The sequence below is a fragment of the Nocardioides daeguensis genome (genome assembly GCF_019192965.1).
GTDB classification, from domain to species: Bacteria; Actinomycetota; Actinomycetes; order Propionibacteriales; family Nocardioidaceae; genus Nocardioides; species Nocardioides daeguensis.
The window spans coordinates 16,063-28,068 of the sequence record NZ_JAHTKU010000014.1 but is presented as its reverse complement, the minus strand read 5'-3'; the positions used below and the strand labels follow the sequence as shown (position 1 = coordinate 28,068).

Annotated in this window: 12 protein-coding genes and 1 riboswitch; of the genes, 4 read left to right on the top strand and 8 right to left on the bottom strand. The window is 71.6% G+C overall.

What is annotated here, in order from left to right; translation table 11 throughout:
• Positions 1–149: 149 nt before the first annotated feature.
• Together groL and KU893_RS12020 are read right to left on the bottom strand one after the other, a co-directional pair.
• Complete coding sequence (gene groL, locus KU893_RS12025) at positions 150–1,778, bottom strand: chaperonin GroEL (protein ID WP_218234608.1); 1,629 nt, start codon at positions 1,776–1,778, stop codon at positions 150–152.
• Between the two features lie 102 nt (positions 1,779–1,880).
• Positions 1,881–2,708 carry an SGNH/GDSL hydrolase family protein gene (locus KU893_RS12020; protein ID WP_218234607.1) on the bottom strand — a complete coding sequence of 276 codons (828 nt, stop codon included), beginning with the start codon at positions 2,706–2,708 and terminating at the stop codon, positions 1,881–1,883.
• A gap of 85 nt (positions 2,709–2,793) precedes the next feature.
• On the opposite strand from KU893_RS12020, the gene KU893_RS12015 reads away from it, so the two are divergent.
• Positions 2,794–3,468: a hypothetical protein gene (locus KU893_RS12015; protein ID WP_218234606.1), complete on the top strand. Its 675-nt coding sequence runs from the start codon at positions 2,794–2,796 to the stop codon at positions 3,466–3,468.
• Between the two features lie 3 nt (positions 3,469–3,471).
• Here the strand turns inward: KU893_RS12015 and KU893_RS12010 are convergent, their stop codons facing one another.
• Complete coding sequence (locus tag KU893_RS12010) at positions 3,472–3,939, bottom strand: OsmC family protein (RefSeq protein ID WP_218234605.1); 468 nt, start codon at positions 3,937–3,939, stop codon at positions 3,472–3,474.
• 99 nt (positions 3,940–4,038) lie between these two features.
• Here KU893_RS12010 and KU893_RS12005 point away from each other — a divergent pair, with 99 nt between their 5' ends.
• Positions 4,039–5,640, top strand: a complete 1,602-nt coding sequence (locus tag KU893_RS12005) for an acyl-CoA synthetase (RefSeq protein ID WP_218234604.1) — start codon at positions 4,039–4,041, stop codon at positions 5,638–5,640.
• 77 nt (positions 5,641–5,717) lie between these two features.
• Here the strand turns inward: KU893_RS12005 and KU893_RS12000 are convergent, their stop codons facing one another.
• The 5 genes from KU893_RS12000 to KU893_RS11980 all read right to left on the bottom strand — a co-directional run bounded on the left by KU893_RS12000 (position 5,718) and on the right by KU893_RS11980 (position 9,419).
• The gene (locus tag KU893_RS12000) at positions 5,718–5,993 is read right to left on the bottom strand and encodes a MoaD/ThiS family protein (RefSeq protein ID WP_218234603.1); all 276 of its coding nucleotides are present in this window, start codon (positions 5,991–5,993) and stop codon (positions 5,718–5,720) included.
• A 45-nt stretch (positions 5,994–6,038) separates the two neighbouring features.
• Positions 6,039–7,319 carry a threonine synthase gene (gene thrC / locus KU893_RS11995; protein WP_218234602.1) on the bottom strand — a complete coding sequence of 427 codons (1,281 nt, stop codon included), beginning with the start codon at positions 7,317–7,319 and terminating at the stop codon, positions 6,039–6,041.
• A 10-nt stretch (positions 7,320–7,329) separates the two neighbouring features.
• Positions 7,330–7,473: riboswitch (SAM riboswitch) on the bottom strand.
• A 100-nt stretch (positions 7,474–7,573) separates the two neighbouring features.
• Positions 7,574–8,425 carry a trehalose-phosphatase gene (gene otsB, locus KU893_RS11990; protein WP_218234601.1) on the bottom strand — a complete coding sequence of 284 codons (852 nt, stop codon included), beginning with the start codon at positions 8,423–8,425 and terminating at the stop codon, positions 7,574–7,576.
• 95 nt (positions 8,426–8,520) lie between these two features.
• Positions 8,521–9,081: a LytR C-terminal domain-containing protein gene (locus KU893_RS11985; RefSeq protein WP_218234600.1), complete on the bottom strand. Its 561-nt coding sequence runs from the start codon at positions 9,079–9,081 to the stop codon at positions 8,521–8,523.
• Positions 9,082–9,116: 35 nt separating this feature from the next.
• Positions 9,117–9,419 carry a DUF3263 domain-containing protein gene (locus KU893_RS11980; protein WP_218234599.1) on the bottom strand — a complete coding sequence of 101 codons (303 nt, stop codon included), beginning with the start codon at positions 9,417–9,419 and terminating at the stop codon, positions 9,117–9,119.
• Between the two features lie 131 nt (positions 9,420–9,550).
• On the opposite strand from KU893_RS11980, the gene KU893_RS11975 reads away from it, so the two are divergent.
• Positions 9,551–10,570, top strand: coding sequence for a Gfo/Idh/MocA family protein (locus KU893_RS11975; protein ID WP_218234598.1), 1,020 nt, complete (start codon positions 9,551–9,553; stop codon positions 10,568–10,570).
• Positions 10,571–10,579: 9 nt separating this feature from the next.
• Positions 10,580–12,004 (top strand): alpha,alpha-trehalose-phosphate synthase (UDP-forming), encoded by a 1,425-nt coding sequence (locus KU893_RS11970; protein WP_218234597.1) that lies wholly within the window; start codon positions 10,580–10,582, stop codon positions 12,002–12,004.
• Positions 12,005–12,006 lie beyond the last annotated feature (2 nt).

Genomic DNA, 12,006 nt, shown 5'->3' with positions numbered 1-12,006 from the left:
CCAGGACTCCATCAGTACCGCATCGATGTGTCCCGCGTCACGCCTCGGTATCCGCTCGGCGCGCCGCCAGACCCCCGCGAGGCACCGAAAAGGCCGCAGGGCCCTCGCCGAAGCGAGGGCCCTGCGGGTGCTTGCTGGGTGAGCGGGACTCAGAAGTCCATGCCGCCCATGCCGCCGGTCGGGTCGCCACCAGCGGCGGCCTTCTCCGGCTTGTCGGCCACGACGGCCTCGGTGGTGAGGAACAGCGCGGCGATCGACGCGGCGTTCTGCAGCGCCGAGCGGGTGACCTTGGCCGGGTCGATGATGCCGTTGGCCAGCAGGTCGACGTACTCGCCGGTCGCGGCGTTGAGGCCCTGGCCGGCGGGAAGGTTCGCGACCTTCTCCGCGACGACGCCACCCTCGAGGCCGGCGTTGACGGCGATCTGCTTCAGCGGAGCCGACAGCGCCACCTTGACGATGTTGGCACCGGTGGCCTCGTCGCCCTCGAGCTCGAGCTTGTCGAACGCGTTGGCGCCGGCCTGGACCAGCGCGACACCACCGCCGGGCAGGATGCCCTCCTCGACGGCCGCCTTCGCGTTGCGGACGGCGTCCTCGATGCGGTGCTTGCGCTCCTTGAGCTCGACCTCGGTGGCCGCGCCGACCTTGATGACGGCCACGCCGCCGGCCAGCTTGGCGAGGCGCTCCTGCAGCTTCTCGCGGTCGTAGTCGGAGTCCGACTTCTCGATCTCGGCGCGGATCTGGTTGACCCGGCCCTCGATCTGGGCGGCGTCGCCGGCACCCTCGACGATGGTGGTCTCGTCCTTGGTGATGACGACCTTGCGGGCCTGGCCGAGCAGCTCGAGACCGGCGGTCTCCAGCTTGAGGCCGACCTCCTCGGAGATGACCTGGCCGCCGGTGAGGATCGCGATGTCCTGCAGCATGGCCTTGCGGCGGTCGCCGAAGCCCGGGGCCTTGACGGCGACGGACTTGAAGGTGCCGCGGATCTTGTTGACGACCAGGGTCGAGAGCGCCTCGCCGTCGACGTCCTCGGCGAGGATGACGAGCGGCTTGCCCGACTGCATGACCTTCTCCAGCAGCGGCAGCAGGTCCTTGACGTTGCTGATCTTGGAGTTGGCGATGAGCACGTAGGCGTCCTCGAGGACGGTCTCCATGCGCTCGGGGTCGGTGACGAAGTAGGCCGAGATGTAGCCCTTGTCGAAGCGCATGCCCTCGGTGAGCTCGAGGTCGATGCCGAAGGTGTTCGACTCCTCGACCGTGATCACGCCCTCCTTGCCGACCTTGTCCATCGCCTCGGCGATGGCGTCACCGACGGTGGCGTCGCCACCGGCGGAGATGGTGGCGGTGGCGGCGATCTGCTCGCGGGTCTCGACGTCCTTGGCCATGCCGAGCAGCTGCTCGGAGACGGCGGAGACGGCGGCCTCGATGCCACGCTTGAGACCCATCGGGTTCGCGCCGGCGGCCACGTTGCGCAGACCCTCGCGGACCAGCGCCTGGGCGAGGACGGTCGCGGTCGTCGTACCGTCACCGGCGACGTCGTCCGTCTTCTTCGCGACCTCCTTGACCAGCTCGGCGCCGATCTTCTCGTAGGGGTCCTCGAGCTCGATCTCCTTGGCGATGGAGACACCGTCGTTGGTGATCGTGGGGGCGCCCCACTTCTTCTCCAGCACGACGTTGCGGCCCTTGGGGCCCAGGGTGACCTTGACGGCGTCCGCGAGCGTGTTCATGCCACGCTCGAGACCGCGGCGGGCCTCCTCGTTGAAAGCAATCAGCTTCGACATAACTCCTGCGATTCCTTCGCGATGTCCGTTGTCACTCTCAAGGCGAGAGTGCCAGCATCATGTTTAGCACTCGACCATGGCGAGTGCAAGGAGAAGGGAAGGTCAAGACGCGGGTGCGCGGTGCCCGAACGGGACCCGCTCCGCGTGCCCCAGCGCCAGCAGCACCGACGGCAGCAGCGCCTGGGCGGTGCGCTTGTAGCCCAGCGCGCTCGGGTGGAACCGGTCCAGGCTGAACATCTCGTCGGGGTTGGTGATGAAGAACGGCCCCACCACGCGGGCGAGCGAGACCGCGTGTGCCCCGTTGCGCACGGCGACCTCGGCCTGCGCCGCCGCGAGCTGGCGCGACATCCGCGAGCCGAGCGAGCGCAGCGGCTGCGGGACCGGCCGGAGCGCACCGAGGTCGGGGCAGGTGCCGACGACGACCTCGGTCCCGGAGGCCCGCAGCCGCGCGACGGCCTCCTCCAGCTGCGCCGCCGACGTCGCCACCGGGATCCGATGGGTCACGTCGTTGCCGCCGACCACGATCACCGCGACGTCGGGGCGGTACCCCGACGGCAGCCCGTCGAGCTGCCCGGCCAGCGCCGAGGTCTCCGAGCCGACGACCGCCGCGGTCCGCAGCGCGACCGGGCGGCGCACCTCCCCGGCCAGGCCGCGCGCGATCCGGCCACCCAAGGTGTCCTTCGCGCGCTCGGCGCCGAGCCCCGCGGCGATCGAGTCACCGAGGACGAGCAGGTGCAGCGGCGGGCCGTCGTACGACTTGCGCTTCCAGACCTTGTCGGCGGGGATCGCCTGCTCCCCCAGCGGCTTGCCGATCCGGGCGCGGGCGATGGCGGCCTGCCGGCGGAGCAGCTCGCGCCCGCCCCCGGTCGTCACGCCGATGCCGGCGAGGGCGACGCCGGCGGCGACGAGGGCGGTACGGGTACGACTCATGGCTGCTTTGAACCAGACCGGCCTGAACGGATCGTGGCTTCGCGGTTTCGCCCCGGTGTCGGCAGCGCGCACCTACGATCCCCCCATGCTTCCGCGCCTCTCGGTCATCCTCGCCGCCTGCGCCGTACTGCTCGCCGGGTGCGCCGGGGAGACGGTGGCCGAGGAGGACAAGATCCTCATCCCGTCCACGTCCTCGCCGCTCGGGCCGTCGGACGGCGGGAACGGCGAGCCGTCGACCGAGGCGAAGCCCAGCAGGGACAAGAAGAAGGCCAACGTGGTCGTCGCCGCGCGCGTCGGCGTCCGGTTCACCGCACCGGCGGGCTGGGCTCCGTGGACGGCGAAGGACCTGCGGAGCGCGAGCCGTAGCGCCGAGCTCCAGGAGCTGCTCGACCGGATGGGGCTGACCCGCGAGCAGTTCGCCAGCTCGCTCGACGACTTCGACGCCTTCCTCGTCGGCTACGCCGGGAACCTGAACGTCTCGACGACCGGCGCGGCGAACGCCCTGCCGTCCGAGGCAGAGCTGCGCTCGCAGTACGCGACCGTGACGTCGTCCATCGACGCGGTCGAGGACGTCGACACCGCCGCCGGCCCGGGGCGCGTCCTCCACTACTCGATCACACTCGGCGTCCGCACGCAGTACGGCGCCGCGCTGACCCTCCTCACCGGCGGCCGGATCGTGAACCTGACGATCACGACGGCCGACCCGTCCGAGGCCAGGTCCCGGATGGCCAAGGTGCTGCCGACGATCCGCCGCGCTTGAGGCTCAGCCTGCGACGAGCACCGTCGGCTCGTGGCTGACGGGGAAGGCCACCGACGCCGCGATGAAGCAGTTGGCACTGGCCTCGCCGTGGATCTGCTGCGCGACCTCCGCCATCGACGCGTCCGCCACGCTCACCCTCGGCCGCAGCGTGACCGAGGTGAACCGGCCGCCCTGGCCGACCTGCGCCATGGTGCCGACCGGGCTGTCGTCGTACGCGACGACGACGACGCCGTGGTTGACCGCCGAATGGAGGTACGACAGCAGGTGGCACTGCGCCAGCGCGGCGAGGAGCAGCTCCTCCGGGTTCCAGCGGGCGGCGTCCCCACGGAAGGCCGGGTCGGCGGAGCCGAGCAGGTCGGGCTTGCCGGCCGCGGTGAGCAGGACGTCGCGGTCGTAGTCGCGGTAGCCGGAGGTACCGGTGCCGCGGTTGCCCTGCCAGGACAGGTCGAGCGCGTAGTGGTGGTCGGTCACCCCGCCATTGTGGCGACCGGGCGGGACGACGGCACGGAAAGGGAAGGCGAACCGGGAAGCCCTCTAGCAAGAACTTGTTCTCGTTGGCACTCTTTCCCTGTGACCTCCACCACAGAAGCCACGACAGCGACCACCGCGCGCCCGATCAACCTCGCCGACATCCTCGAGGCGATGGCCGACGCCGTCCCCGACCGCGTCGCCGTCCACACGGGCGAGCGGGTGTGGACGTTCGCGGAGATCGACGAGCGCTCCACACGCCTGGCCAACCACCTGGTGGGGCTCGGCATCCGGCCGGGCGAGCACGTCGCCGTGCACTCGACCAACCGGATCGAGTGGGTCGACGCGCTCTACGGCTGCCTCAAGGCGCGGGCGGTGCCGATCAACATCAACTACAAGTACCTGCGCGACGAGCTGGCCTACCTCTACGACAACGCCGACTGCGTCGCGGCGATCGTCGCCCCCGAGTACGTCGACGCGCTGGCCGAGCTCGACATCCCCACCCTGCAGCACACCCTCGTCCTCGGCGAGGGGTACGACGCCGCGCTCGCCGCCGCCCCTCCCGAGCGGACGGTCACGGGGCGGAGCGCGGACGACCACTACGTGCTCTACACCGGCGGCACCACCGGCTACCCGAAGGGCGTCGTGTGGCGCAACGAGGACCTGATCCGCGCCGCTCTCAACGCCGCCCGGTACGGCGCCCCGCTGGACTCCGTGGACCAGCTGGTCGCGGAGGCCGCGGCGGTCGAGAGCCCGATGGTGCTGCTGGCCTGCGGGCCGATGATGCACGGCGGCAGCCAGTGGATCCTCGGCAACGCCCACGTCGCCGGCCAGACCGTGGCGCTGTACACCGAGCCGCACTTCGACGCGGCGAAGATCCTCGATCTCGTCGAGAGGGCGAAGGTGGTCTCCCTGACCTTCCTCGGCGACGCGATGGGCCGCCCGGTGGCCGAGGCGATCCTCGCGGAGCCGGACCGCTGGGACCTCTCCAGCCTGGCGGCGGTCTCCAACGGAGCCGCTCCCCTGTCCGACGGCGTGCGCGAGGAGATCCGTCGCGCGCTGCCCGGCCGGTTCATCCTCGACACGTACGGCTCCTCGGAGTCCGGGGCGGCCGGCTCCCGGATGGACGACGGCACCGACGGCAGCCAGGCGGCGCCGCGGTTCACCGTCACCGACCAGGTCGAGGTGTTCGACGCCGGGTTCCGGCCCTGCCCGGTGGGCGTGGACGGCATGCTCGGCCGCTCCGGCCCGGTGCCGCTCGGCTACTACAAGGACCCGGTCAAGACCGCCGCGACGTTCCGGGAGATCGACGGGGTGCGCTGGGCGATCCCGGGCGACTTCGCGCGCCGCGAGGAGGACGGCTCGGTGACGGTCCTGGGTCGCGGCTCGGTCTGCATCAACACCGGCGGCGAGAAGGTCCACCCCGAGGAGGTCGAGGCGGTGCTGCTGCGCCACGACGACATCTTCGACGCGGTCGTCGTCGGCACGCCGCACGAGCGCTGGGGCCAGCAGGTCACCGCGCTGGTGCAGCGCCGCGAGGGCACCTCGCTGAGCGAGGACGACGTGCGCGAGCACTGCCGCGCGCTGATCTCCAACTACAAGGTCCCGAAGTCGGTCCTGTTCGTCGACGAGGTGCCCCGCACCCCGGTGAGCAAGGTCGACTATCCGGCCAGCGCCGCCCTGGCGGCCCAGCTGCTCGGCTGACTGCGCACCGCACCCCATGCGTTCTGGTCGCGAATTCCGCGGTACGGCGACCAATACGCATGGGGTGCGGTCGTGACTCAGCCGCCAGCGACCGCGGGGATCACCGAGACCTCGGCGCCGTCGGGCGTCGGGGTCGCCAGGTCCTGCTCGAAGCGCACGTCGTCGTTGTTGACGTAGACGTTGACGAAGCGGCGCAGCTTGCCGTCCTCGTCGAGGATCCGGCCCTTGATGCCCGCGTAGTTGCTGTCGAGGTCGTCGAGGATCTCCGCGAGGTTGGCGCCGGTGGCGCTCACCTCGGACTCGCCTCCGGTGTAGGTCCGCAAGATGGTGGGGATCCGGACGCTGACTGCCATGGTGCGCTCTCTTCTGCTGGGGCGGGGCGGGGGGCGGGGGCGGTCTCAGAGACCGGTCTGCTTGAACGCCGCGTAGGTCGGGGCGATGGTCGCGGCGGCGCCGACCTGGCCGGAGACCGCGTCGAGGGTCTTCAGGCCGTGGCCGGTGTTGATGATGACCGTCTCGAGGGTGGGGTCGAGCTGGCCGGTCTCGACGAGCTTCTTGGTGACCGCGGTCGTCGTCCCGCCGGCGGTCTCGGTGAAGATGCCCTCGGTCCGGGCGAGCAGCACGATGCCCTCGCGGATCTCCTCGTCGCTGACCTCCTCGACCGCACCGCCCGTGCGGCGAGCGATGTCGAGGACGTAGATGCCGTCGGCCGGGTTGCCGATGGCCAGGCTCTTGGCGATGGTGTCGGGCTTGACCGGGCGGATCGCGTCGACGCCGGCCTTGAACGCGGTCGCGACCGGGCCGCAGCCGGTGGCCTGGGCGCCGAAGATCCGGTACGGCTTGTCCTCGACGAGACCGAGCTTGATCAGTTCCTGGAACGCCTTGTCGACCTTGGTCAGCTGGGAGCCGGACGCGACCGGGATGACGACCTGGTCGGGCAGGCGCCAGCCGAGCTGCTCGGCGATCTCGTAGCCCAGGGTCTTGGAGCCCTCGGCGTAGTAGGGCCGCACGTTGACATTGACGAACGCCCAGCCCTCCTCCTCACCGGCGATCTCGGAGGCGAGCTTGTTGACGTCGTCGTAGTTGCCGTCGACGGCGACCAGGTTCTCGGTGAAGATCGCCGAGTTGACCTGCTTGGGCTGCTCGAGGTTGCTCGGGATGAACACGACCGTCTTGATCCCGGCGCGGGCACCGGCGGCGGCCACGGCGTTGGCGAGGTTGCCCGTCGAGGGGCAGGCGAAGACGGTGGAGCCGAGCTCGCGGGCCGCGCTCAGCGCACAGGCGACGACACGGTCCTTGAAGGAGTTCGTCGGGTTGGTCGAGTCGTCCTTGACCCACAGCTTGGCGATCCCGAGCTCGGCGGCCAGGTTCTTCGCGTCGAGCAGACGGGTGAAGCCGGGCTCGGTGTTGGGGCTGGTCTCGATGTCGTCCGGCACCGGCAGCAGCGCCTTGTAGCGCCAGATGTTGCGGGGACCGGCCTCGATCTGCGCACGGGTCACGGCCGGGAAGTCGTAGGAGATCTCGAGGGGCCCGAAGCACTCGGGACAGGCGTAGAACGGGCCCAGGGCGACCTGGTGGCCGCACTCGCGACAGGACAGGGTGGTGGCGTTGCCGAACGCGCCCTCGCGCAGCCCCGGCTTCGCGGTCGTCGTCTCCGACTCGATCACAACGGCGCTCATGGATTCCTCCTTCTCATCTGTCCCGGCGACTCTCGCGCGGGTCGGATTTGGCACCGTTTCCGCGACGCCGAGCCTGCGAGCAGGTGGTCGACGGGAGTTCGCGGCGGTTGCCGGGACTTCTCAGGGCCGTTCCCTCAGTCCCTCTGGATGAGCAGGCTCAGCCTAGGGGCGGGGCGCGTCGGCACCCAATCGGAGTCCCGCATGTCGAGACCGACGTCCGCGATGTGGGATGAGCTGGAAACGGGGGCGGTGGATCAGGACGCCGTGCGCGCGGCGCGGGCGTCCTCGGCCAGCCGGCCGAGCAGGTCGAGCACGCCCACCGGGCCGTGCACGACGACGTCGGAGAGCGCGACGAGGGCGCTCTGCTCGTCGGACGCCGAGCAGACCCGCAGCGTGGCCAGCCCGTCGCGCGCGAGCTCCTCGACGGCCTCGAACGCCTCGACGTCGCCCAGGTCGTCGCCGGCGAACAGGAAGCCCTCGGCCCCGAGCACCTCGGCGAGCCGGTGCACGACCATCCCCTTGTGGGAGCCGGCCGAGCGCACCTCGATCACCGAGCGGCCCGGCTCGAGGACCAGGCCGTGCCGGTCGGCGAGCTCCCGCAGCGGAGGCAGCAGCCGGTCGAAGGCGCCCTCGGGATCGGGCAGCCGCCGGGTGTGGACGGCGACGGCGAGGCCCTTGTCCTCGACGTAGGCGTCGGTGGCGCCGGCGCTGCGCAGCGCCCGCGGCAGGTCGCGCTCGAAGGTCGCCAGGCCCCGCGGCGGCCGGGTGCCCCGGATCCGGCGGTGGCTCGAGCTCCACCGCTCGTTGCCGTACTGCCCGAAGACGAAGAGCTCCTTGCCGACGGCGGCCAGCGCGTCGCCGACCTCCTCCAGGCCGCCGAGGTCGAGCGCCTGCCGGGCCGGGCGGCCGGTGATCACCGCGATCGCGGCGACCTCCTCGGCCAGCGCCGCCAGCACGGCCGGGGCGTCGGGGTGGATGTGGGCCTGTGCGGGGTCGTCGACGATCGGCGACAGGGTGCCGTCGAAGTCGAGGCCGACGACGGTCCGCGACGCGACCCGCACCAACGCGTCGTAGCGCTGTTCACCCTCGACGGACGAGAACCTCACGTCTCCATCCCATCACGCCGCCCGTGACGGCGGGTGGCCGGTCGGTGAACGGTTGTCCGGGCGCCAGGGACGAGCGCGGCGCCGACCTCATCGGATCAGTCCAGCTCGCCGGTGAGGATGACGGTCAGGTTGGTGTCGCTCATGTCGCTGTCGGTGTCGGCGGGCAGCACCCGCGCGATGCCGAGGTCGAGCGCGAGCAGCTGGGCCGGGGCCTTCTTGCCCTTCGGGAAGTAGACCGTGGTCGCCGGGACGGTGCCGTACCAGTTGTCGGCGGCCGCGACCTTCCAGCCGGCGGCCTTCACCTTCTCCGACACCCGGCCGGCGAGGCCGCGGATCGCGGTGTTGTTGAAGACCACCACCGCGTGCTCGCCGCGCACGACCGGCGGCGGTGCGGGCTTCTCCTGGCCCGTGGGCGGCGCGGCGGGGTCGGTGCCGGCATCGGCGCCGGCGTCGGCGGGCTCATCGGTGGCCTTCGCGGTCGGCGTCGCCGCCGCCTTGGTGGCCGAGATGTCGCGCTCGACCGGCTGGTCGCCACGGGTCGCGACGAACGCGATGGCCGCGAGCGCGACCGCGACGATGCTGAGCAGCACCACGGGCGAGGGCAGGACGGCGCCGCGTTCGTCTCGGGTGCGAGTGGGCCAGGTGGGGAAGGTCATGGCCGCCTCTTTCGGGTTCGGGTGGGCTGGTGGGTTCAGATCTCGAAGCCCAGGCGCCGCGCGGACCGCTGCCGCTGGCGCTGCGAGCGCAGCCGACGCAGCCGGCGCACGAGCAGCGGGTCGGCCTCGAGGGCCTCGGGCCGGTCGATCAGCGCGTTGAGCACCTGGTAGTAGCGGGTGGCGCTCATGTCGAACTGCTCACGCACGGCGCTCTCCTTGGCGCCGGCGTACTTCCACCACTGCCGCTCGAACTCGAGGATCGCGCGATCGCGGTCGCTGAGACCGCCGGGAGCGGCCGCCGCGGCGGCGTTCTCCCGAGTGCTGCGCTCGGCGGTCATGAGGTCTCCTCGACACATCAGGTGGGGAAGGTCGACAGGTGTACTGACTCGTACTGTAGCCCGCGAATCACAACGATGTCATTCGGCCGCGCCGTCACTCCCCTCCTCCGTCGCCCCCTAGGGTCGCGGGCATGACCGGCACCGCGGAGACGATCGGCTGGGGCATCCTGGCCACCGGGAAGATCGCGCGCTCGTTCGCGGCCGACCTGGCCCTGGTCCCCGGCGCCCGGCTGGCGGCCGTCGGCTCCCGCAACGAGGAGTCCGCCCGCGCCTTCGCCGCCGCGTACGGCGACGGCCGGACCCGCGCGCACGGGAGCTACGCGGCGCTGATGGCCGACCCCACGGTCGACGTCGTGTACGTCGCCACCCCGCACGCCCTGCACCTCGACGGCGCCCGGGCGGCGTTCGCCTCCGGCAAGCACGTGCTCTGCGAGAAGCCGCTCACGCTGCGCACCGCCGACGGCGAGGCGATGGTCCGGCTCGCCGTCGAGCACGACCGGTTCCTCATGGAGGCGATGTGGACCGCGTGCCACCCGGTCGTGCGGGAGCTGCGCCGCGAGCTGGCCACCGGTCGCTTCGGCACGCCCCGGCACCTCGCGGCCGAGCTCGGCTTCCGGGTCGACGTTCCCCCGAGCGACCGGATGCTCGCCCCCGAGCTCGGCGGCGGGGCGTTGCTCGACATGGGGATCTACCCCCTCACCCTCGCCCACCTCCTGCTCGGCGAGGCCGAGGAGCTGCGCGGCGTCGCCACCCTCGCCGACAGCGGCGTCGACCTCGACATCGCCATCGCGGGGCGCTACCCGCGCGGAGCGATGGCCAGCCTGCACGCGTCGATGACGTCCTGGTCGAGCCGCGCCGCCTCGATCGCGACCGACCTCGGCCGGGTCGAGCTGCACGGCGACTTCCACCACCCCCGGGCCGCGGTGTTCACGCCGGCCGGCCGCCCCGAGCAGGCCGTGGTCCTCACCGGCGAGGAACCGGTGGTGGGCCGCGGCTACGGCAACGAGATCGCCGAGGTGGGCCGTTGCCTGCGCGCGGGGCTGCGCGAGAGCCCACTGGTTCCCCACGCCCAGACGCTCACCGTGCTGCGACAGATGGACGCGCTACGGGCCGACCTCGAGATCCGCTACCCCGACGACCCGGCTGACTAGGGTGGGGACGTGGGCCATGACCTCGTGATCGTCGCCAACCGTCTTCCCGTCGACCGCGTCACCGACCACAACGGCAAGGCCAGGTGGCGCCGGTCCCCGGGCGGGCTGGTGTCCGCCATCGAGCCGGTGATGCGGGCCCACGACGGGGTCTGGGTCGGGTGGCCGGGCGGCACCCAGAAGTTCAAGCCGTTCAAGGTCGACGGCCTCGACCTGGTGCCGCTGGCGATGTCGGCCGACGAGATCGAGGAGCACTACGAGGGGTTCTCGAACGGCACGCTGTGGCCGCTGTACCACGACGTCGTGGCGAAGCCGGAGTTCCACCGCGAGTGGTGGGACACCTACGTCAAGGTCAACCGGCGTTTCGCCGAGCGTGCCGCCGAGCTTGCCAACGACGGCGCGACCGTGTGGGTCCACGACTACCAGCTGCAGCTGGTGCCACAGATGCTGCGCGAGCTGCGCCCGGACCTGCGGATCGGGTTCTACCTGCACATCCCGTTCCCGCCCGCCGAGCTGTTCCAGCAGCTGCCGTGGCGCCGCCAGATCCTCGAGGGCCTGCTCGGCGCCGACCTGGTCGGCTTCCAGCTGCCCGGCGCGGCGCAGAACTTCATCCGTCTCGTCCGTCAGCGCGTGGGCCACAAGACGCACCGCGACCTGGTCTACCTGCCCGACGGCCGCACCGTGCGCGCGCAGGCCTTCCCGATCTCGATCGACGCCGCCGGCTTCGAGGAGCTGGCCCGCTCCGAGGCCGTGGCCGAGCGGGCGGCGGCGATCCGCGACGCCCTGGGCAACCCGCGCAAGATCTTCCTCGGCATCGACCGGCTCGACTACACGAAGGGCATCCACGCCCGGCTCCGCGCGTTCGGCGAGCTGATCCGCGACGGCGCCCTCACCGTGGACGACGCGGTGTTCGTCCAGGTCGCCGTGCCGTCACGAGAACGCGTCGAGCACTACCGCAACCTGCGCGACGACATCGAGCTCCTCGTGGGCCGGATCAACGGCGACCTCGGCCGGATCGGCCGCCCCGCGGTGAGCTACCTGCACACGTCGTACCCGCGCGAGGAGATGGCCGCGCTCTACCGCGCCGCCGACATCATGGTCGTCACGCCGTACCGCGACGGCATGAACCTGGTCGCCAAGGAGTACGTCGCCTGCCGCATCCACGACGACGGCGCCCTCGTCCTCTCGGAGTTCGCCGGCGCGGCCGACGAGCTGCGCCAGGCCTGGCTGGTCAACCCCTACGACATGAACGGCATGAAGGCCGCGCTCCTCGAGGCCTACGCGGCCGACCCGAAGGAGCTGACGCGGCGGATGAAGGCGATGCGGCGTCAGATCGCCCAGCACGACGTCAAGGCGTGGGCCGACAGCTTCATGACCGAGCTCGAGGACGACAGCCACAGCCACACCAAGTCGGTGCGGCCCGCGACCCTGTCCTGAGC